General features: G+C 69.8%; 24 protein-coding genes and 1 pseudogene. 15 read left to right on the plus strand and 10 right to left on the minus strand.

All coding sequences use genetic code 11. The annotated features are described in order from the left end of the window. Positions 1–174: 174 nt before the first annotated feature. Both ABZU69_RS25510 and ABZU69_RS25515 read left to right on the plus strand, forming a co-directional pair. Complete coding sequence (locus ABZU69_RS25510) at positions 175–1,143, plus strand: NAD(P)-binding protein (protein ID WP_354966865.1); 969 nt, start codon at positions 175–177, stop codon at positions 1,141–1,143. Then, positions 1,140–1,415, plus strand: a complete 276-nt coding sequence (locus tag ABZU69_RS25515) for an FAD-dependent monooxygenase (RefSeq protein WP_354966866.1) — start codon at positions 1,140–1,142, stop codon at positions 1,413–1,415. The genes ABZU69_RS25510 and ABZU69_RS25515 overlap by 4 nt, the downstream gene beginning before the upstream one ends. 155 nt (positions 1,416–1,570) lie before the next feature. Here ABZU69_RS25515 and ABZU69_RS25520 read toward each other — a convergent pair whose 3' ends face one another. Next, a complete protein-coding gene (locus ABZU69_RS25520; protein WP_354966867.1) occupies positions 1,571–1,915 on the minus strand; it encodes a DUF1801 domain-containing protein in 345 nt (114 codons plus the stop codon). A gap of 241 nt (positions 1,916–2,156) precedes the next feature. Here ABZU69_RS25520 and ABZU69_RS25525 point away from each other — a divergent pair, with 241 nt between their 5' ends. From ABZU69_RS25525 to ABZU69_RS25535, 3 genes are all read left to right on the plus strand, one after another. Beyond that, complete coding sequence (locus ABZU69_RS25525) at positions 2,157–2,318, plus strand: hypothetical protein (RefSeq protein WP_354966868.1); 162 nt, start codon at positions 2,157–2,159, stop codon at positions 2,316–2,318. A gap of 255 nt (positions 2,319–2,573) precedes the next feature. Next, on the plus strand, positions 2,574–3,755 hold the full coding sequence (locus ABZU69_RS25530) for a low temperature requirement protein A (protein ID WP_354966869.1): 1,182 nt from the start codon (positions 2,574–2,576) through the stop codon (positions 3,753–3,755). Positions 3,756–3,813: 58 nt separating this feature from the next. Then, positions 3,814–4,056 carry a helix-turn-helix transcriptional regulator gene (locus ABZU69_RS25535; protein WP_354966907.1) on the plus strand — a complete coding sequence of 81 codons (243 nt, stop codon included), beginning with the start codon at positions 3,814–3,816 and terminating at the stop codon, positions 4,054–4,056. 46 nt (positions 4,057–4,102) lie between these two features. Here ABZU69_RS25535 and ABZU69_RS25540 read toward each other — a convergent pair whose 3' ends face one another. Further along, on the minus strand, positions 4,103–4,246 hold the full coding sequence (locus tag ABZU69_RS25540; RefSeq protein ID WP_354966870.1) for a hypothetical protein: 144 nt from the start codon (positions 4,244–4,246) through the stop codon (positions 4,103–4,105). A 70-nt stretch (positions 4,247–4,316) separates the two neighbouring features. On the opposite strand from ABZU69_RS25540, the gene ABZU69_RS25545 reads away from it, so the two are divergent. Together ABZU69_RS25545 and ABZU69_RS25550 are read left to right on the plus strand one after the other, a co-directional pair. After that, positions 4,317–5,054 carry a VOC family protein gene (locus tag ABZU69_RS25545; RefSeq protein ID WP_354966871.1) on the plus strand — a complete coding sequence of 246 codons (738 nt, stop codon included), beginning with the start codon at positions 4,317–4,319 and terminating at the stop codon, positions 5,052–5,054. Between the two features lie 430 nt (positions 5,055–5,484). Further along, positions 5,485–5,958 carry a hypothetical protein gene (locus ABZU69_RS25550; protein ID WP_354966872.1) on the plus strand — a complete coding sequence of 158 codons (474 nt, stop codon included), beginning with the start codon at positions 5,485–5,487 and terminating at the stop codon, positions 5,956–5,958. A 21-nt stretch (positions 5,959–5,979) separates the two neighbouring features. Here ABZU69_RS25550 and ABZU69_RS25555 read toward each other — a convergent pair whose 3' ends face one another. The 3 genes from ABZU69_RS25555 to ABZU69_RS25565 form a co-directional block, all read right to left on the minus strand. Then, positions 5,980–6,954 (minus strand): hypothetical protein, encoded by a 975-nt coding sequence (locus ABZU69_RS25555; RefSeq protein ID WP_354966873.1) that lies wholly within the window; start codon positions 6,952–6,954, stop codon positions 5,980–5,982. 116 nt (positions 6,955–7,070) lie between these two features. Next, positions 7,071–7,376 (minus strand): DUF302 domain-containing protein, encoded by a 306-nt coding sequence (locus ABZU69_RS25560; protein WP_354966874.1) that lies wholly within the window; start codon positions 7,374–7,376, stop codon positions 7,071–7,073. Between the two features lie 301 nt (positions 7,377–7,677). Then, positions 7,678–7,827, minus strand: coding sequence for an alpha/beta hydrolase (locus ABZU69_RS25565; protein WP_354966875.1), 150 nt, complete (start codon positions 7,825–7,827; stop codon positions 7,678–7,680). Between the two features lie 83 nt (positions 7,828–7,910). Between ABZU69_RS25565 and ABZU69_RS25570 the strand changes: the two genes are divergently transcribed. The 8 genes and pseudogenes from ABZU69_RS25570 to ABZU69_RS25605 all read left to right on the plus strand — a co-directional run bounded on the left by ABZU69_RS25570 (position 7,911) and on the right by ABZU69_RS25605 (position 15,286). Continuing rightward, complete coding sequence (locus ABZU69_RS25570) at positions 7,911–8,720, plus strand: hypothetical protein (RefSeq protein WP_354966876.1); 810 nt, start codon at positions 7,911–7,913, stop codon at positions 8,718–8,720. Positions 8,721–9,065: 345 nt separating this feature from the next. Then, complete coding sequence (locus tag ABZU69_RS25575; RefSeq protein ID WP_354966877.1) at positions 9,066–11,543, plus strand: M14 family metallopeptidase; 2,478 nt, start codon at positions 9,066–9,068, stop codon at positions 11,541–11,543. Between the two features lie 480 nt (positions 11,544–12,023). After that, positions 12,024–13,079: a CapA family protein gene (locus ABZU69_RS25580; RefSeq protein WP_354966878.1), complete on the plus strand. Its 1,056-nt coding sequence runs from the start codon at positions 12,024–12,026 to the stop codon at positions 13,077–13,079. Between the two features lie 130 nt (positions 13,080–13,209). Then, positions 13,210–13,299: pseudogene (locus tag ABZU69_RS25585) on the plus strand (transposase); the annotation flags it as partial. Between the two features lie 95 nt (positions 13,300–13,394). Then, positions 13,395–13,751 (plus strand): hypothetical protein, encoded by a 357-nt coding sequence (locus tag ABZU69_RS25590; RefSeq protein ID WP_354966879.1) that lies wholly within the window; start codon positions 13,395–13,397, stop codon positions 13,749–13,751. Continuing rightward, positions 13,748–14,191 (plus strand): MerR family transcriptional regulator, encoded by a 444-nt coding sequence (locus ABZU69_RS25595; protein ID WP_354966880.1) that lies wholly within the window; start codon positions 13,748–13,750, stop codon positions 14,189–14,191. The genes ABZU69_RS25590 and ABZU69_RS25595 overlap by 4 nt, the downstream gene beginning before the upstream one ends. Positions 14,192–14,482: 291 nt before the next feature. Beyond that, positions 14,483–14,815: a YnfA family protein gene (locus ABZU69_RS25600; protein ID WP_354966881.1), complete on the plus strand. Its 333-nt coding sequence runs from the start codon at positions 14,483–14,485 to the stop codon at positions 14,813–14,815. Positions 14,816–15,088: 273 nt separating this feature from the next. Further along, complete coding sequence (locus ABZU69_RS25605) at positions 15,089–15,286, plus strand: hypothetical protein (protein WP_354966882.1); 198 nt, start codon at positions 15,089–15,091, stop codon at positions 15,284–15,286. 67 nt (positions 15,287–15,353) lie between these two features. On the opposite strand, the gene ABZU69_RS25610 is transcribed toward ABZU69_RS25605, so the two are convergent. The 5 genes from ABZU69_RS25610 to ABZU69_RS25630 form a co-directional block, all read right to left on the minus strand. Continuing rightward, complete coding sequence (locus ABZU69_RS25610) at positions 15,354–16,622, minus strand: MFS transporter (protein WP_354966883.1); 1,269 nt, start codon at positions 16,620–16,622, stop codon at positions 15,354–15,356. Then, on the minus strand, positions 16,622–18,040 hold the full coding sequence (locus tag ABZU69_RS25615) for an FAD-dependent oxidoreductase (RefSeq protein WP_354966884.1): 1,419 nt from the start codon (positions 18,038–18,040) through the stop codon (positions 16,622–16,624). Before ABZU69_RS25615 ends, ABZU69_RS25610 begins: the two co-directional genes overlap by 1 nt. Before the next feature lie 75 nt (positions 18,041–18,115). After that, the gene (locus tag ABZU69_RS25620) at positions 18,116–18,613 is read right to left on the minus strand and encodes an N-acetyltransferase family protein (protein ID WP_354966885.1); all 498 of its coding nucleotides are present in this window, start codon (positions 18,611–18,613) and stop codon (positions 18,116–18,118) included. Beyond that, complete coding sequence (locus ABZU69_RS25625) at positions 18,613–18,942, minus strand: metalloregulator ArsR/SmtB family transcription factor (RefSeq protein ID WP_354966886.1); 330 nt, start codon at positions 18,940–18,942, stop codon at positions 18,613–18,615. Before ABZU69_RS25625 ends, ABZU69_RS25620 begins: the two co-directional genes overlap by 1 nt. 10 nt (positions 18,943–18,952) lie before the next feature. Continuing rightward, a complete protein-coding gene (locus tag ABZU69_RS25630) occupies positions 18,953–20,203 on the minus strand; it encodes a M28 family peptidase (RefSeq protein ID WP_354966887.1) in 1,251 nt (416 codons plus the stop codon). Between the last annotated feature and the right edge of the window lie 133 nt (positions 20,204–20,336).

The following is a 20,336-nucleotide window of genomic DNA, read 5'->3' on the forward strand; positions in this document are numbered from 1 at the left end:
GGATGTCTGTATGCCGAAGGCGTTCCCGCCGGAATCGCGTCGTGATGCGGTCGCGGTCGCCCGCGCGGGTGAGACGCCGATCGCCAAGGACCCGCACACGCGGCCTGAACTACTCAACCCCGCGAGTCACTCCAACCCGGGACGGTACGCCGGCAAAGCTGGAAGGCGACAGGGTTGAGCAGCGATCTGCGCGTGGCGGTGGCCGGTGCCGGCCTCGGCGGGTTGTGCCTCGCCCAGGGGCTCGTGCGGGCCGGCGTCGACGTCCAGGTCTACGAACGCGACGCCGCGCCCGACGTCCGCCGCCAGGGCTACCGGCTGCACGTCGACGCACGCGCCGGCCTGGCACTCGACAAGTGCCTGCCGCTGAAGCTGTTCCAGCTGTTTCTCGCGACGGAGAGCCAGCCGAGCAGGAAGTTCACCGTGCTCTCCGCCCAACTGCGCGTCCTGCACGAGACACTCACCGACCCGAACCGCGACCCGTACCAGCCCGAGACGCTCAGCACGTTGGTCAACCGCGTGACGCTTCGCGAGATTCTCGGCGCAGGCCTCGACGATCGGATCCACTTCGGCCGCGAACTCGACGAGTACGAGCAGGACACGGCCGGTGTGACCCTGCGCTTCGCGGACGGTTCGACCGAGCGCGCCGACGTGCTCGTCGGCGCGGACGGCGTGCACTCGGCGGTCCGCGGCACGATGCTGCCCGACGTGACGGTCGTGGACACCGGGTCGCGCATCATCTACGGCAAGACGCCGCTCGACGACGAGACGCGACGGCTCGTCCCGGCGGCGCTACGTGACGGGTTCACCGCGATCATCGGCGGCCACATCGGCTTGGCGACCGGACTCGTCGAGTTACGCCAGCCGCCGCCGGAGGCGGCCGCCGCAATCGCCCCAGGGGTGAGGCTGAGCCCGACCGGCGACTATCTGATGTGGGGCGTGTCCGCGCAGCATGACCGGTTCCCGGAGTCAGACGCGACGATGACCGGGATGGACGCGGTGGCGCTGCATGTCGTCGCGTCCACGGCGATCCGTACGTGGCCCCCGACCTGCGCGCGCTGCTCGCCAAAGCCGCGGTCGACGAGACGTTCCTCGTCCGGGTCCGCAGCGCCGAACGCGTCCAGCCGTGGACGCCGAGCCGGGTGACCCTGCTCGGCGACGCGATCCACGCGATGAGCCCGGCCCGCGGCTCCGGCGCGAATACGGCCCTACTGGACGCGTCGAACCTGTGCGGTGCGCTCACCGGCGGCGGCACCGACATCGTCGCAGCAATCGGCGCCTACGAGGAGAAGATGCGCGACTACGGCTTCACCGCAGTCGAGGCGTCCCGGCAGGCAGAGACGCGTACCGCCCGCTGGGGGAACTCGCTGTGGCTCTGGATTTTCAACCATCTGCCGAAGCCACGCTCCCGCACGTGACGGCCGGGCGCGGGTTTCCGCCACCGGGCAGGGCCGTAGGACCGACGCCGCGATGCGCACTCGGTACGACCTCGGTGTAGGTGCCGGACATCGGACGGCCGCGGCCTGGGCTCGCGATGCCAGGACCAGGCCTTGCCCGGCACACACCCGGCCAGCTACAGGGCAGTCGCGGTCTTCTCCAGGATGCTGGCAAGTGCGCCGTAGTCGACGGTTTGCCCATCTCTGATGTCAACGGCTTTGCGTTCACCGTTGCCCAGAGCCCGAAGAAACCCCTTGACCTCAGGAACGTCCGTTGCGTTGAACATCATGAACGAGACCTTGTCCTTGGCCACCGCGATGACGGCCGCGTAGTGCCCGTTCTTGAGGTAGTGCGGCTTGCCGTACTGGAGCCGCTCCTCGACATCTGGAATGGTCTGGCCGACCATTGCACGTAGTTTCTCGCACACATCGATCTGCCGCGGCTGCGCCTTGTTGATGTACTGGGTGACATCGTCACTCAAGGTCTTCTCCTTCATTGTCGTTGCCAGAAATGACGGTCCATATCCAGACCGATGCACGACGACCAGCTGGGTCTCATCGTAGATCCGGATCGTGCCGGTGTACCGCCCCGTTCACCCGTCACCGACAGGAGTCCGGGAGTCCTGCTCCCACCCGAGGAGGTCTCAACCCGGTCCGCAAAGCCGAGCCTCCACGACAGGGTCGGATAGCCTGCGCCGACCGCGACGACAACGGAGCCCGACCATGAAGCTGCCGCCCGGAGCCACCGGCTTCAACCCGCGCTCCAGCCACCGAGCGGACTCGATCCGGCCCATTGCCGCGTGTCACCACGCCGCCCGCGCCATCGGCGCAACCGTCACCGGCGTGACCCGTAGCCTGAGACAACGAACAACCAAGATCATCTAGTCGGACGTGTCACGAATCAAATGACAGCGATCCGTACCGCATCAAGTGGAGCCCGACATCGCCGGAAGCCGGCTGTCCGGTTCTCAGGACCTGCGTGACATATCGGAATAAGGAACTCACCGGCGTCGACTGTCGCCCGTCCGTGTAGCGCGGGTCGCTCGATTTAGTCCATGGCGGCACGTCCGCGGTCATCGCCGCTGCCGCATGTCAGAATGCTCCCAAACGTGGAGCAGAGCTGGCAGAACGGGCGAGCCGATGACGACGGGCAGGGCGTCCGAGCTGGTGCGGAAAGCCGAGGATCCACAGCGGGCCACGTTCCTGGAACTCTTCTTCGACCTGGTGTTCGTCCTCGCGCTCGCTCAGCTCTCGCGCGGCCTGGCCGAGGATCTCGGGTGGGGCGGCGCCTTCCGGACGCTGGTGCTGTTGGGGGCCCTGTGGTGGGTCTGGTCCAGCACCGCGTGGCTGACCGACCGGACGGACCCGCAACGAACGGTAATCCAGGCGCTGGTCATCGCGACCATGGTCGGCAGCCTGGTGATGGCGGCCGCGGTGCCCGAGGCATTCGGCGACACGGGCCTGATCTTCGCGGGCGCCTACGTCGCCATCCAGCTCGGCCGCGGGCTCGTCCTCGTGGTCGTTCTGCGTGGCCACGAGCTGCAGCGCACCGGCGTGCGCGGGCTGTTCTGGTACGGCCTGTCGGCGCTGCCGTGGTTCGCGGGGGCGCTCGTGCACGGTACGGCGCGTGGTGCGTTGTGGGCACTCGCGGTGGTCCTTGACCACACGGCAGGCAGAATCGGCTTCCCCACCCCGGGGGCGGGCCGTACGCCCAGCGAAGATCTTGTGATCTCGGGCGAGCACCTGTCCGAGCGCTACCGGCAGTTCTTCATCATCGCGCTCGGCGAGCTGATCTTCGTTACCGGACTGGCCCTGAGCAGCAGCGGCTTCGCGCCGGACAGGGTCGCCGCGTTCGCAGTGTCGATCGCGACCACCGTGCTGCTGTGGCGGATCTACATATACCGCGCTGGGCAGGTCCTGGCCGAAGCGATTGCCGTGTCTGGCGACCCGGTCCGCCTCGCCGGAACGGCGTCATACGCCCACCTGGCCATGGTGGCCGGCGTGGTCGCTACAGCCGTCGGCGACGAACTTGTCATCGCAAATCCACTCGGGCACACCCCACCGGCCTGGATCGCCGTCATCCTCGGCGGACCCGCGCTGTACCTGGCCGGGCGCGCCCGCTTCGAGCACGCGGTATTCGGCCGCGTATCCCGGTCCCGACCAATCGGCGTCCTTGCACTGGCCGCCCTGACACCGGCGATGCTCCCCCTGCCACCAGTCGTCGTCGCCACCGCCGCTGCCCTCGTCCTGACCGGGATCGCCATATCCGACGCAGCCCGCGCCCGCGGACGGCCGCCCGAGCCGCCGTCACCACCCGGCTAGCCAGAGGTTTCACCCATGTCTCGAGACTGATCTGTTACGCACGTCCCGCAAAGAGCTACTGGCAACCGGGGAAACCGTAGGCAAGCGGACGGCCGGAACTGGCACAGAACTCACCAGCCAGGAAGCCCAGATCTCCAGGCTGGCCAGAGACGGGCACACCAATCCTGAGATCGCCGCCCAGATGTTCATCAGCCCACGCACGGTGGAGTGGCACCTCGGCAACGTGTTCAGCAAGCTCGGCGTCAGGTCACGCAGGCAACTCCGCACATTGCTCTCTCCTTCGCAACCGCCGCCGACGTAATCAGCAGCGGTCTCGCGATATCTGGCAAGGAGACCCGCGCGCGAACTCACGCCCAGCTTGGGGAAAAGGCCTTGTACAGGTGGGTCGAGACGGTACGCGGCGGCAGCACGAGTCGCGCGGCGATCTGCTTCGTGGCCGACTCGTCCACCGACGTGCAGCGGTGTCCCGCCTGGTGCTTTCCGATCGTCACCCAGTCCTCCGCCCTGCGAGGCCACGTCTCCATCTCCCGGATCGACCTGATTTCCTTTAGCATCGTCGGCGTGGCAACGCGGCTGGTTCAAATCAACATGAAGGCTCGGGACGACTCCGCGCTGGGCGGCTTCTGGGCGCAGGCGCTCGGCTGGGAAGTCTCCAGCGAGGGACCCGGCGTGACCAACCTCGAACCCGAGGGCTTCGTCTACCCCGACCCCGTCGCTGTCTGCATCGACCTCGTCGTCTCCCCGGAACCCAAGACGGTGAAGAACCGCGTGCACGTCGACCTCGCCACCACCTCGGCGGCCCATCACGCGGAGGTGATCACGCGCCTGAAGGATCTCGGCGCAACACCCGCCGACGTCGGCCAGGGCGACGTCCCATGGACGGTCATGGCCGATCCAGAGGGCAACGAGTTCTGCGTGCTGGACTGGCACGACCCGATCCGAGACACCGGACCGATCGCCACGGTAGTGGTCGGCTGCGCGGATCCGCGTGCCATGGCCCGCTTCTGGGGCGAGGCCATGGACTGGACCCTGCACGAGGTGACCGACCACAAAGCGGTACTGCGCTCCGCCAAGGGTCTCGGCCCATATCTGCAGTTCCTCCGCACACCCGACGTGAAGACCGTGTGGAACCGCGTCCATCTCGACGTCCGCCCGTACCCGGGTGACGACCTGGAGGTCGAGGCGGCCAGGCTGCGCACTCTCGGCGCCACCGCCATCGACCTAGGCCAGAACGAAGTCCCGTGGACGGTCCTCGCCGACCCCGAAGGCAACGAGTTCTGCCTCCTCGCCCCAGGCTGAGCAAAACCCTCTTCACCCGCTCGCTACGGCAACGGCGCGGACGTGCGACGGCCGCCGCGCCCCGGGCGGCTGCCGACCCACCAGCTGCCCACCCAACGGGCTGTCGTTCTGCGGCGGTCCTCCGGGCTTCCCGCTGTCCGCGCCAGCTGCCGGGCCTCAGGCGTGACGGCCGCAGAGCGGCAGCGGCCGGCGAGCGCCCTGGCGGCGCGTGCGGCCCGTTGCGGCCGCCTTGGCCCGCGTGACAGGACTCCCCGCGAGCTGCGGCACGGCTTCGTGTGGCGGAGAGCTGGAAGGCAGCGTCCCGGTTGCCGACGGCGTTTGGCACGCGCGGGTCGCGGCAGAAATGACGTGGCACGGGGTGGGTATGCCGGACATCGCGGCCAGAGGTCGGCGGGACGCGGGCGATAACGGACAAAGCCGAGGTGATCTCATGGCAAGGAGCTGGCTGGCCAGTCTGACGAACGGGATCGTGGCCGGTGCCGCCGGCACGCTCGCCCGCGAACTGTTCAGCAATCTCGACGTGGGCGTCCGGGCTCGCCCGATGAGCGACACGCACGAGCGTGCCGTGCAGCGGATGGTGGATCTGGCCCACGTGAACCTGGGGCCGGCAGACCGGGCGGCGAAGCGGCGTGCCGGGTTCGGGCCGGTGTTCGGATTCGTCAACGGAGTGTTGGCCGTGTCGCTCTTCGCGGCGCTCGCCCACCGGCGGCGGCCACCGCTGCCGGTGGCGGCGGGTGTGATCGGGATCGGCGGCATGCTGGTGGCCGACGGGTCGATGGCCGCGCTCGGGGTGACGGACCCGCGCCGCTGGGGCGCCGAGGGCTGGCTCGAGGATGCCCTACCGTACGTCGCGTACGGCCTGGTCGCCGCCGCGACGTTGAAGCGGCTGGACCGGTGCGGCTGACACGGCCCGGCGCATTGGTGTTCAGCGGTCCGTTCGAGCGGGTGCCGGAGCCGTTGGCAGCAGTTGCCCGCGGGCCGCGGCGACAACCGTCCGGACGGCGATGCCGCCGATCAGCACGGTGATCGCGGCCAGCACCAGGTACGCGTAGACCCGGTGCCCGGACGGCCGGGTGTCGGCGATCCAGTGCAGCGTGGTCGTCGCCACCGCCGCGAACGGGAACGTGAACGCCCAGAACGTGGGGGCGAACGACAAGCCCAGGTACGCGGGGAGGAGCCGGACCTGCGCGAGGACCATCAACAGCCCGTACCCGGAGACCAGCGAGACGACAAAGTCGATCCGCGCCCCGTTGAGAGCAAACAGCGCCACGGCGGCCAGCGCAGGGGGCGCCACCTCGATAGCCAACGTCGGAATCAGCGCTGGCGGCAGCGGCGGCCGGAAGAACAGTCGGTTGAGCGTCAGCGAGCCGATGACGAGCCAGCAGACGAGCCCGAGTCCCAGCATGAGCAGTGAGAGCGGGCGCTGCCCGACGACGGCGGTGGTGGCGGAGGCGACGAGTCCACCGGCCACGGTGGGCAGGAAGTAGCCGGGATGCATGCGGTCGAGGTCGAGCGGGCCGTACATCCATTGGCCGGTTATCCATGCACCGAACAGCACAGTGAGGACGACGAACACGTCGACGACGATCCGGGCAGCGCCGAGGTGGCGCGGCGTGAGGCCCTGCGCGGCGAGCAGCATCGGCGTGATCACCGCGAGCGAGGCGAATGGGGCGAGCACCGGATCGAGCAGGTCAGCGACGAGCGCGCGGCGGACCGACAGGGTGTAGGCCGCGTAGCCCGCCGTGGTGGCCAGCCAGACCGCCGCCGCGAGCACGAGCAGGGCGTCGCCGACCCAGGTCGGCGCGCTGCCGCCGCCCGCCGCGACGGCCCAACTGCCCGCCAGGCCGGCCAGCCCGAAGGGAACGCCGAAGACGGTCGGCGGGACACGGACGGCGGCCATCGGCACCTCTCCTGCTCGGGCCTTGGGTCCACGCTGCCGACGCTCACCGCCCCCAGCGACGAGCGGTGCCGGGGTGGCCTGTTGCGGGCTGTGTGGGCGGCCGATTCGGGCCGTGCTCAGTGGCCGTCGACCGCGGAGGCGATCTTGGCCGGGGCGTTCAGGGGTGCAAGCTGGTCCTCGCCCAGTCCGTACCGCTGGGCGAGGTACGCGGGGTCCTGCCAGGTCACCAGCGAGCCGGGCTGGCCGTCGTTTCGCACCATGAGTCGCATTGGCAGGTCGATGGCGATCTCGGGACGGGCCTGCATGAGCGGAGTGCCCGCCTGCGGGTTCCCAAAGATGATTACCTGTGTGTCGGGCATACTCAGCCCGGCCTTGCGCGCGGCCGCCGCATGGTCGACCACCGCCGCCACCGCAGCGCCCACGCGTTCCGCCTCAGCCCGCAGCGCGGAGATTGTCTCTCCGACATCGTAGGCGCTCCGCCTGGTCACCAATCCGTCGTTCACGGCCGACCCCCGCTCACCGTGTCGCTGGGCGAATCCATCTCATCTTGCCCGCAACAGAGGCCGGTCTGGGGATGTTCGCCATAAAACGGCTGTGGGAACTGCTCGTACCTTCGCCGTCGGCGACGCCCCAGCTGTCGAGTAGGAGGCCGGTCCGACCTTCGTCGGCCCGAGCGAGCTACCTACCGTGTGAGCCGGGGCGTCGCCGCGACGACTCGTTGCGTCAGGCCGGGGCGGCCGGACAGCTCGCGCCGGTTGGCGGTGTGGCTCTTTCGATGAGGTACCGCTCGACGTGACTCCGGACGCACTCCGTCCGTGGGTAGCTGCCGTGCCCCGACCCCTCGCTCACGCTACGCCGAACGGCACCGCACACCTACACCATCGGCCCACGACAGCGGGGGTTCCCGGGCAATAAACTTGCGACTTTGAATCTGGTCCGGGGGACGGCGGCGGAGAGTGCCTAAAAAGAAGATGTGGGTTGAGTACGACGACGGATCGCGTCTCTCGAATTCGCAGAAGAAGCCCGGCGAGTACAGCCCCCTGACCCGTGAAGACGGCACCAACAAGCTCGGTCACGTCACGCTGAGCGACATCGACGAGGACGATGAAGAAGATCCGTCGATGGCGTACGTCTACACCATGGATTCGAGCGAGCCCGACAGACCGCCGGCACCGGCGGAGCCGTGGTTGTCGGATCGGGAGAGGGAGATGCTCGTCGACCTGCTCCTCCTCGGCGCCACCACCGCCGTGGACAAAGCCAAACCGCATGTGACGAGATGGCTGGAGCAGGCGGTGCCGGCCGTGAGGTCGACGTGGAATCGGTTCAGATCTCGCGAGCCCGGCCGGTCGGCCACCCGTGCCGAGCATGCCGCGGCGGCAGAGGCCGCAGCTCCGCCCGAGAGGCAGGAAGTGGTCGCCGCGCTCGAGGCGTACCGGGCCAGCATGAGCACCGAGGAAGCGCGGAACCGTTTCCTGGCGGCCCTCGTGACCCGGCTGTACAGCGAGGAGCAGCTTAGAGTGCTCCGGGAGGCCCGAATCGAGGATGTCGATGGCCTCTTGGAACTGGACAGCACGGTGGAGCCGCTCACCGCCGAGCAACTCCGATCCGCCATCACGGCGCTGCTCGATGAGGATCCGTCCCTGGTCGGCGACGGTGCGCAGGCCGAACTCGGGAAGATTCTCGGTGCAAGCCGCCCCGCAGCCGCCCGCGTACCCCTGGCCGGCGAGCCGTCCGCAGAGCCGGTCCGAACCGACCGCAGGATGTAGCGGGGACTGCCCGCATCTGGAGAATCGTCAGACGATGGCCGCCTCACGCTGAGCACCACCCGCCGAAGTCCACGCAGGACTGCTCCGAACGTCAGTAGCCGAGCTTGAACGACTAACTCAAGCAATGCTCAAGATCGGGCTCACGCGCGCCGTCGATGCGAAGAATTTGCATACACTCACCGCGTCCAGGTCGCTCACAGCCCGCATGCGCCTCTTACGACGACGACCGTCGTCGTACCCAGGCTCACCGCGGGCGACCTCAGCATATCCATCCGAATGGTTCGGTCCGGCCCGCTCGTGGGCCGGCCACGCATCAACCACAGGCCGAAACAGAAGGAGGGAAGCATGCACCGCAGACGACTGCGCATCGCGCTTCTCGCGCTGCCCGCCCTGGTGGCGAGCGTCCTCGTCGTGCCCGCGCCCGTAGGCGCGGATCCCGCGGCGTCCACAGCCACGACGGGTTCGGGGCGGTCCCACCTCGAGGACCAGGAGTCGGTACGCCTCGTACGCATCCAGCTGACCGGTGCCGACATGCTGGACAAGGTGGTCGCCGCCGGCTTCGACCTCGAGCACGGCCTCAGGCGCGTGCCCAGCGGCATCGAAGGCGAGGCGGTGGTAACCGCCGAGCAGATCGCCGAACTCGAGGCGATGGGCGTCGAGATCCTCGGTGACGACGAAGGGTTCGCCTGGAGCGAAGAGGCCGACGGGGGCATCCAAGCCTCCCGTATGCAGGCTGCCCAGCCGCTCAGCCACGAGGAGACGGTACGGATCGTCCGCGCTGACTGGTTTACCACGAAGGGCCAGGGTTTCCTCTACGTCGAGGCGCGGACCACCGAAGGGCAGCAGGCTGACCCGATCGTCACCATGCAGCTCGAGAACGAGTCAGGCCGGCGCACCTCGTTCGGCTTCGCCCGGACGATGAGCCGGTTCGTCGACTCCGGGCAGTACATGTTCCACCGGAACCTGTTCAAGCTCGACGTGCGCCCGAACCAGATCCGGGTCACGAGCTCGACCGGTGGCGTCACCACCGGCGACGTCTCCGACTGGCTCGAGGACGCTCCGCCGCCGCTGACGGAGAATCGGGGCTACAAGTCGGACTTCGTCGACGGCTACCGGAACCCGCAGCAGCTCTACAGCCGCGCCAAGGAGATCGCCCGGCAGTACCCGGACATCGCCGAGATCGTCTACCTGCCGAACCAGACGAATGGCTACCAGCGCAAGGCGCAGGCCACGATCGGCGGTACCGGGCAGTCTGCGGTCGTCGTCAGCTCGACGGCGTGGGGCCACGAGGGTGGCAACGACATCACCGTCGAGTTCGTGGAGCGGCCGGGCGCGAACCTTCCGCTCACCGTCGAGGTGGCGGGCAAGGCGGTCCGCGTCCTCCTCGCGAAGGACGCCTCCGCCGGGGGCTCGAGTACGGCTACCGAGGTGGCGGCGGCGCTGGAGGCCCAGTCCCAGGGCCTCATCGACCGGGCCCACCCGTACCGAACCAACGCGGGCACCGGCATCGTCGCGCCGACGTCCGGCCCGGTCGCGCTGACCGACTTCCTCGACCAGAAGCGCGTCGGCGCACCGGAGGGCGAGGTGCCACGTGGCCCGGCCACGATCCCCGTCCTGCGGATCGGTAAGCACCGCGACGGCAGGAACCCCGGTGTACTGATCCAGGCGCAGGACCACGCCCGCGAGTGGGTGCCCGCGACGACCTCGCTGGAGTCGGCCGAGCGTCTGGTGCACAACTACAAGTCGGACAAGGAAACAAAGAAGATCGTCGAGAGCACCGACATCTTCTTCATCCTGTCCAACAACCCCGATGGGGCGAACTACAGCTTCTACAACTTCGCCTCGCAGCGCCGGAACATGACGAACCACTGTCCGGATGAGAACGCAGATCCGGCCCGGCGTAACTCCTGGGGCGTCGACCTGAACCGGAACTACCGGGTCGGGTCGGGTCACGACGGCTACTCGGGTGCGTCGACCAGCTGCGTCAGCGACACCTACCAGGGACCGGAGAAGCTGTCCGAACCTGAGTCGGAGAACATCATCTGGCTGGTCGAGAAGTACTCGAACATCAAGTTCATGATGTCGGTGCACTCCAACGGCGGCCAGCTGTTCTGGCAGCCCGGTGCCTACATCGCGGACGGCCGTATCACCACGCCGCGCCCGCCGCTGGGTGACGAGGCGTTCTACTGGCAGTCGGCCGGCAGGATCCTGTCGCAGGTCAAGGCGCACCGGGAGACCGTCGTCACGCCGGAGAACGTCGGCGGCTCGTCGGACGTCCTCTACTCCTCCGCGGGCAACGTGCGCGAGGACCTCTACCACACCTATGGGATCTACGCCTTCGGCTGGGAGGTCGGCGGCTCGGTCTACAACCCGGCCACCGGCAACTGGCAGGGCGGCTCGTTCCAGCCGGCGTGGGAGGGCGATCCGAACCTCGTCAGCGGCCACGCCGAGACGATGGAGTACGCCAACGGAATCATGGAGATGTTCCGGGTCGCGGCGGACTGGGGCAAGGACAAGAAGGACCCGACGTCCAAGCTCGTTCCCGGCGGCGGAAAGTACTCCAAGCCCGTCGACGTGCGCTTCGAGACGAGCGAGCCGGCCACCATTTACTACACGACGGACGGCAGCCGGCCCACACTCCAGTCGCCACGCTACGAAGCGACCGAATTCCGAGAGCCGGGCGAGGTGTTCCACGTGACCGAGACGACGACGTTCCACTGGTTCTCGGTCGATGCGGCGGGCAACATCGAGCAGAACTACGACCCGACGAAGAGCGACAAGCGCAACAACTACCGTAAGGCGACCATCACGATCCGCAAGTAAGCGCCCATCTGGTCCGAGCGGGGTCGCGGGTCAGTCATGTAAACCCGGTTGGATGAGATTGGTCCGCCGGTACAGGTTCACCTCGAAGACCTGTACCGGCGGACCTCCCTCCAGGGACCCGTTAGCGTATCCGCCGTCGTCGCTCCCCCGGTCCACGCCGCGGGCGGACGGCAGTGTCGCCGCTCTGGTCTGGGCCTCCGTCCCCCTCGACCAGTCCAACCGCGACGGCGGCCCCGCGCTCGCCCGGCAGATCCGCTGGCCGTCGAGGGTGCCGCCGGCCGTACGGTGACGGTGACCCGGCTCGACCGTTAGCACGGCGACGTCACCACACTGGCCGAGCGACTCGGCGTGGCCGACTGGCCCGTCGGGGAACAGTGGGACGCGTTGCGCGCCGCCGGCTCGCTTTCCAGGCAGGTCAGGCCGACGGCAATGCTGGCCAAGTCGGCCTAGGATCGGGCGGGGTTCTGTACGCTGCGCTGAGTGACATGGGCACGATTCTTCGTCGCGCTCGCGGCGACCTTGACTGTTGCGGCATGCGATGCCGTCCGGACCCCGCCGGCCGGTGCGCCAACCCGCTCCGCCCCTGCGGCCTCCCCGTCACACCCCGCCGAGATCACCTTGGCCTTCGCGGGCGACGTGCACTTCGCCGGCCGTACGGCCGATCTGCTGGGCGACCCGGCGACCGCGTTCGGTTCGATCTCGTCGACCCTGTCGGCCGCAGACCTGACGATGGTCAACCTGGAAACTGCGGTCACCACACGCGGGACTCCCGAGCCGAAGGAGTTCCATTTCCAGGCGCCAGCAAGCGCGTATGACGCGGTGAAGGCCGCCGGCATCGACGTCGTGTCGATCGCCAACAACCACACGTTGGACTACGGGCGCACGGGGCTGGCCGACACCCTGGACGCAGCCAGGGCCATCGGGTTGCCGACCGTCGGGGCGGGCCCCGACGCGGCAGCGGCGTACGCGCCGTGGATCACCGAGATACGCGGTACCAGAATCGCTGTCCTCGGCTTCAGCCAGGTCTCCGAGCTGTGGTCGGAGTGGAAAGCCACCGACAGCCGGGCCGGCATCGCGATGACCCGGGACCTGCCGCGCGCCACCGCGGCGGTGCGCGCCGCCCGGCGCCAGGCCAGCGTGGTCATCGTCTACGTCCATTGGGGGACGGAGGGCGACGCGTGTCCACCCGCCGAGGCTCGCGCGTTCGCTGCTGAGATGGCCGAGGCGGGTGCCACGATCGTGGTCGGCACCCACGCCCACCTACTGCTCGGCGACGGGTGGCTCGGCAAGACTTTCGTCCAGTACGGACTCGGAAACTTCCTGTGGTGGCGTGACGACGCGTACAGCAACGACACGGGGGTGCTGCGGGTGACCCTCGACGGTTCGGCGATCCCGAAGACGGAACTGGTACCCGCGACGATCTCCCGAGGCACCGGTCGACCCGAACTCGCCGGCGGGGAGGACGCGGCCCGGATCCGCCAGAAGTACGCGGGCCTGCACGCCTGCACCGGACTCACTGCGAGCCCCACCCCATAGTCGGGCGAAGCACGGCCGGGCAAACCTGATGTCTGAAGGATCGATGGCTGTCGTGGATACTCCCGCAGTGGCGAAGAACGGGCTGGGATAGCCGGCGGACGGTGTCGACGCGGACCTGATCGCACCCCACAACGGTGCGCGGTCCAAGACGGTGCTCACGGTTGTCGGGCCGGTCGAGATCGACGCGCCCCGGGACCGCGATGGCAGCTTTGCCCGGGTTTCCTCGCTGCCAGTTGACTTTGTCGGGCCGCCCGAAACCGAAGCTCGCGCGAGCGGCTTGCATCTTGTACCTAGGTACAGGTCTACCGTCGGGGCATGACCGAGATGAAGGCGCTGGGTGAGGATCCGTGGGTGCCGCAGGCGTGCACGCTGCCGACGGTGGAGCGGCCGTTGCGGCTGGCCGAGTTCGATGACCTGTTCGCCTCAGCGGTGGTCGGAGTGGAGCGGGTTGACCGGCTGCGGGTGCGGCTGGAGCTGCGGCCCGAGCCGACGGTAGCCGGACGGGCGGCGGACCTGGTTACAAGGGAAACCGGGTGCTGCTCGTTCTTCACCTTCACCTTCACCTTGACGGCGACCGGCGGGCAGCTCGCCTTGGACGTAGCGGTGCCGGCGGGTCACGTCGACGTACTCGACGCTCTCGCCGCACGCGCCGGGCTCCAGGACGTCGCGTGAAGCCGGGGCTGCGGTCGGGGCAGGTAGCGGAGGCGGCGGGGGTGAACCAGCAGACGCTGCGCTACTACGAGCGGCGAGGTCTGGTGGCCGAGCCAGATCGGACGTTGGGTGGGCATCGGCTCTACCCGCCGGAGACGGTCACGGTCCTGCGGGTAATCAAGACCGCGCAGCGGCTGGGATTCACCCTGGATGAGGTCGCGGACCTGCTGGACGTGGGTGTTCACCGGCATGGTCGACGGCCCGAGGCCGGGTTGCAGGCCCGCGCTCAGGCGAAGCTGGTCGAGGTGGAGCAGAAGATCGCCGACCTGTCGGTGATCCGGGACACGCTGCGCGAGGCGGTCGCCGCTGGCTGCGACGACCTGGTCGCGTGCGCGGACAGCCCGTGCTGTCCGCTTCCGTTCGTGGAACTAGCCAAGGGAGCTGATCTTGTCGAGGGTTGATCCACGTCGATTGTTGCCGTCCGGGTTGACCGGGCTGGCCGGCGTCGCATGCGCGGCATGCTGCGTGCTGCCGCTGCTGCTGGCGGCCGGGCTCCTCGGCGGTGCCGGCTGGGCCGCCGCCACCCGGGCGATGCCCGGCGTCGCGGTCGGTTTGGCAGTCGCGGCGGGCGTCGCCTGGTGGTGGGCGGCCCGGCGGGGCCGGCACCGCACCGGATGTGCTGGTGGGAGCTGTGCCTGCGCCGAACCGCCTACACATCGGTCGCCGGAGGAGACCTCGGTAGGTTCCTCGTCGTGACCCTCGCGCGTTCCCTCGTCTTGTTCGTCCTGGCTGCGCTGGCCGAGATTGGCGGGGCCTGGCTGATCTGGCAGGGCTGGCGGGAGCATCGCGGGTTGCTGTGGATCGCTGCCGGGATCGTGGCTCTCGGTGCGTACGGTTTCGCGGCGTCGTTGCAGCCGGACCCGAACTTCGGCCGGATCCTGGCCGCCTACGGCGGAATCTTCGTCGCCGGCTCCCTGGCCTGGGGCGTCGTCGTGGACAAGTTCCGCCCAGACCGGTGGGACATCACCGGCGCGGTGATCTGCCTGATCGGCGTCGCCGTGATCATGTACGCGCCGCGCGGCTGACACCGCCACGAACCCGCCGCCAACTGCTTGCCAGCCGACGTACCACCTTCAAGCCGCGCCGGAATTGCCGATCTGGCGAACAGAGCTTCGGCAGCCTCCAGCAACGTTCGCGTCAGCCGATAGCCCGGACGGCCCGGGCCAGACGCGGCGTCCCGTTCTAGTCAGCCAGCAGGAGTGGGACCATGGTCGGGCATCCCGCCGGTCGGGACGAATGGGAAGGCAGCCGGACCGGTCGTATCACCAGGCGCCTAGGAACGACGTACCGTCGCTTGGGTGGACGTGTTGCTGCGCGGCGGGCCGGGTGACGGCCAAGTGGTCCGCGGCGGCGGGGAGAACGTCCTGTGGCAGGCGTGCCTGTACGAGATCACGTCCGAGGTAGCTCTCCGTCGCGGACGTGATCTGCGGGTGTACCGACACCGCCCCGATTGCTGCGAGCCGCACGGGCGAGGCTCCGAGGACAAGTGTGAGTGACGCTGTTAGACCCGACGCCCGTGTGGCCGTGTAGCGGTTCGGCCCGGGCGCGTATGGGTTGATCGCCTCAGGTCTGGGCGGTGAAGGGTTGTGGCGCAGGGGTTCTCGCTCGGGTGGTCATGCCGATGGCGGCGAGTGCGCAGCAGGTGGCGACCGCGGTGAGCAGCAGTGTGTATCCGCCAGCGGTATGCAGGAGGACGGCGGCTGCCAGGGGTGCGGTTGCTTTGGCGATGGTGACGGGGGCGGCGAGGCGTCCGGCGATGGTGGCGTAGGCGGTGGTGCCGTAGCGGTCGGCGAGTAGGGCTGGGGTGGCGAGGCTGGTGATGCCGAAGCCGAGTCCGAAGCCGACGACGGTGATGACAGCGCCGGCGCGGGTGTCGGCGAGCAGGGGCATCGTGAGGACGGCGGCGGCCTGGGTGGCGAAGACGACAGCCACGATCGTGGTGACGCGTAGGTGTCGGCGGGCGGCGGTCAGGACGAGTCGGCCGGTGACCGACAGGACGCCGAGCAGACCGGTGGCGGTGGCGGCGAAGGTGGCGGGGTGGCCGCGACTGATCAGGTAGCCGACGAGGTGGACGGTCATGGTGCTGGTGGCCGCGCCCTGGGAGATGAAGGTTGCGGCCAGGACCCAGAACCGGGCGTCGCGCATCGCGGCCTTGACGATCGCGCGCCGCTGGGCGTCGGCCGGCAGTGCGGGGTCGCCAGGTGCCGTCGTCGCTGTCGACCGGGGTCGGCGGATGGTGAATGCGTGCAGGGGCACGGTGACCAGGCCGTGGATGACGGCGAGGACGAGGAGCGCGTCGCGCCAGCCGAGGTGTGCGGCCAGGAGGCCGGTCAGCGGCATGAAGATGGTGCTGGCGAAGCCGGCCACGATGGTGACGGCCAGCAGGGCCGTGGCGCGTCGGTCCGGGGTGAACCAGGCGATGATGACGGCGAAGGCTGGCTCGTAGAGAACCATCGCGCCGGTGACTCCGATGCCGATCATGACGGCGTAAAGCTGGCCGATGGTCTGCACCTGGGACCAGGCGACGAGCAGGGCGGTCGCGGCGATCGACCCGATGGTCATCAGCGCGCGCCCGCCGCGGTGATCAAGCCACCGGCCGACCGGGATGGCCATGAGGGCGCCCGCGAGGACGGAAACGGTGAGCGCGCCGGTCACGGCGGTGGTGGAGGCGCCGAGGGTGGCGGCCATGGGACGGAGCAGGACCGGGTAGGCGTAGTAGAGGGTGCCGTAGCCGACGGTGGAGGTGATGGCGAGGGCGGCGACGATTCGCCAGCCGTGGCCGTGGTGCCCGCCGACTGTGGGGTCGGCGGGCACCCTCGTGGTGGTGGGCATCAGCTGCCGCAGCAGCCGCCGGCCTGACCGCCAGCGGTGGCGGCGTCGAGGGTGACCAGGTTCAACGGTGCGGACAGCAGACCCCCGGAAATGCCGGTGGCCAGCCCGCGCGCCGCCGGCTCGGCGGCGGGCGTCGGCCCACAGCAGCTGTCGCCGGTGGCGGAGTCGGCGGGGTTGCTGTTGCACACCCCGGTTTCGGGCAGGTCGAGCTGGACGTCGCGGGCGGCAGTCCAGTCGCCGGCGAGGGCCGCGACGACGGAGCGGACCTGCTCGTAGCCGGTGGCCATCAGGAACGTCGGCGCGCGGCCGTAGGACTTCATGCCGACGGCGTAGTAGCCGGTCTCCGGGTGGGCGAGCTCGTTCACGCCGTGTGGGGGCACGGTGCCGCAGGAGTGCTCGTTCGGGTCGATCAGCGGCGCGAGGGCGCGGGTGGCGCCCAGCACCGGGTCGAGGTCCAGGCGCAGCTCGGCGGCGATCGAGTGATCGGGGCGGAAGCCCGTCGCGGCGACGATCCGGTCCACCGTCACTGACTCCTCGCTGCCGTCCGCATGCCGCACGACGACGGTCACCCGCCCGCCTGTCGGGGTGAGGGCGTGCACGGAGAAGCCGGTGAGCAGCCGGATCCGGCCGGCGTCGACGTGCGCGCGCAGCCGCGAGCCCAGGGCACCGCGCGCGGGCAGCGCGTCGGCGTCCCCGCCGCCGTAGGTCCGCGTCGGTGAGGTCGTCCGGATCGCCCAGGTCACCTCGGTGCCCGGCGTGGATTCGGCCAGCTCGGCCAGGGACAGCAGCGTGTTCGCGGCGGAGTGGCCGGCCCCGACCACGAGGGTGTGCCGACCGGCGAAGCGGTCCCGGGCCGCGCCAAGGACGTCGGGCAGCGCGTGCTCCAGGAACGAAGCGACAGTGGTCTCGCCGCGAGCGGGCAAGCCGGACGCGCCCAGGACGTTCGGCGTGCCCCAGGTGCCGGACGCGTCGATCACGGCACGGGCCAGCAACTCGTCGCCGTCGGCGAGGCGGATCAGGAACGGCGTGGACTCACGGCCGGCGGTGCGCAGCCGGTCCAGGCCCAGCCGGCTGATCGCCTCGACCCGGGCGCCGTAGCGCAGGTGCGGCTTGAGCTGCGGCAGCTCCGCGAGGGGTTGGAGGTAGTCGTCGACGAGCTCCGCCCCGGTCGGCAGGGCCTCCGGGTCAGGGGCGAGCCAGCCGGCCTCGTCGAGGATCCGGCGGGCGGCCGGGTCGATGTTGTAGCGCCACGGGGAGAAGACCCGCACGTGGCCCCACTGCCGCACGGCGGCACCCGGGGTGTCCCCGGCTTCGAGGACGGTGAAGGCGATGCGCCGCTCGTGTAGGTGCGCGGCGGCGGCCAGGCCTACCGGTCCGGCGCCGATGACCACGACGGGCAGCTCGTTCAGGGCGCTCATCAGTCAAACTCCTCTGTGTTGATAACTGTCGAATCAAATAGGTAGACGGGCCCCGCTTGCAGGGGCGAGGGTTGGTCAGGTGACGGCGGGGCTGCGCCGCTCGAGCAGAACGACGTCGCGCCAGCGGCCGTGGTGGCGACCGACCCGCTCGCGCACACCGATGACCCGGAAGCCGGCCCGCTCGTGCAGGGTGAGGCTCGCGGCGTTCTCGGGGAAGACTCCGGACTGGATGGTCCAGATGCCGGCGGCTTCGGTGGAGGCGATCAGAGTGTCCAGCAGCAGTCGGGCGACGCCGCGGCCCTGCGCGGCGGGGTCGACGTAGACGGAGTGCTCGACCACACCGGCGTAGACCGTGCGGCCCGAGATGGGTGCGACAGCGATCCAACCGATCACCGTGTCGTTTCCGTCGGTCGCCACGAAGCGATGCTCGGGCAGCTTCGCCGCGTTGAAGGCCGCCCAGGTGGGTGCGGTCGTCTCGAAGCTGGCGTTGCCGGCGTCGAGTCCGGCCTGGTAGATGGCCAAAACCCGGTCGGCGTCGGCGTCCCGCAGGGGGCGCACCGTGATGTCGGCCATCAGCAGGCTCCGTTCGGCTGGGGGGCGGGTCGGCCCATGACCACGTCCGCGGCGGAGGGGAAGCAGTCGACGCAGGCGTCGTTGATCCGGTAGTGGCGGGCGGTGCCGGCCGGCTCGACGAGGACGAACCGCACCTCGGTGAGGATCTTCAGGTGCTGCGAGACGGTGGACTGCGCCAGGCCGACGGCGGCCACGATCTCCCCCACGCTCATCGGCCGGGCGTGCCGGGCGAGGTACTCCACGATCTGCACCCGGGTCGGGTCGGCCAGTGCCCGGAACCACGACGCGTACGTCTGCGCGGTGGCCCGGTCGAGCAGCTCGGCCACCACACCGCCCCCTTCATCGTTTATCGCCGATTGACGATGAAAGTGTAGCGGGTGCGGGCGCGGCGAGGGACACGGTCGCGACAACCAGGCGGGCGATGGCCGTCAGGGTGTGCGGGTCGACGCGATCCGGGGTGTCGGCCGGGCTGTGGTAACCGGCCATTCCCGCACCGATGCCCACGGCCGCGAGCCCGGCGGCGCCGTAGCGGCGGTTGTCCGACGCCACCGGCCCGGCAGTGAGGGCAAGGCTGGTGTGTCGACCGGCTTGGTCGAGCAGGGCGAGCAGTCGGTGGGCGGGCCCGCCGGCCTCGACCGCGGCGGCCTGGTCGAGGCGGCCGGCGCCGTCGACGTTGATGACCAGCGGATTGCCGCCGCCGTCACGCAGTTGGGAACTGTGGTGGGCGGATCCCAACGCCCCGATTTCCTCGGCGTCGAGCAGCGCGACGGACAGTCCGAGGTCGTCGGGGAGTACGGCGGACAGGACCCGGGCGGCCTCCAGGACCACGGCGACGCCGCTGGCGTTGTCGGACGCGCCGGGCTGGCGCAGGCCGGGGTGGTCCCCCACCCCGTCGTAGTGAGCGGTCAACAGCAGCTCCACCGTACGGGGCGAGGGTGGGCCGAAGGTGGCGTAGATGTTGACACCGGTGGCGTCGGCGCGGCGCAGCGGGGTGTTTGCGCTCATCCAGCCCTCACCGGCGGCGTCCAGGACCACAGGGTGCGTGCGCGGGTCCAGCGTCAGGACCGGCAGGGGTCCCGGGTCCGGGCCCGCGAGGGTTGTGTACTGCCATCCGTCGGCGTCGACGGCGCGGCTCAGGAGCAGACCGGCGGCCCCTCGGGTGTCCCGGTAGGCGTCGAACAGGCTCATCCCCGCTGGCACGACCAGCCAACGGCCGGTGGGCTCATCGCTACCGGCCACGCCCAGCAGGCCGCGCCTGACCTCGATGGTGTCGGCGGAAGCCGGGTGGATCGACACCTCACGACCGAAGGTCAGATCCGCCGACCCGGCGCCGACACCCCATGCGACGGTCGGTGCGGCGTAGATGTCCGGCACGGCTCGGACCGGGAAAACGTCGGTGTCGACCCTCGCGCCGAGCGCGGTGAGGTGGTCGGCGAGCCAGGCGCGGGCGGCGGCCCCGCCCTGTGTGCCGACCCGCCGTCCGGCGAAGTCGTCCCCGGCCAGGGCGGCGACGCTCGTGGTCATCCGCCTGGCGGACACGGCCGCGAGCCGCGCCGCCATGGCCGCGGGCGGGCCGGCTGCCGGGGTCATCCGCAGCACCCCTGTCCGGTGCGCACGGCGTCAGCCTTCGCTGTGGTGCCGCAGCATGAGTCGGCCGCCTCAGCGGCCCGTTGGGTGCCGCAACACGGGCCGCCGGTCGCCGCTGTCTCGCCAGCGGGCGGGA

Origin of the sequence: Micromonospora sp. NPDC005206, assembly GCF_040608175.1 — a bacterium.
In the GTDB taxonomy this organism is placed as follows: Bacteria; Actinomycetota; Actinomycetes; order Mycobacteriales; family Micromonosporaceae; genus Micromonospora.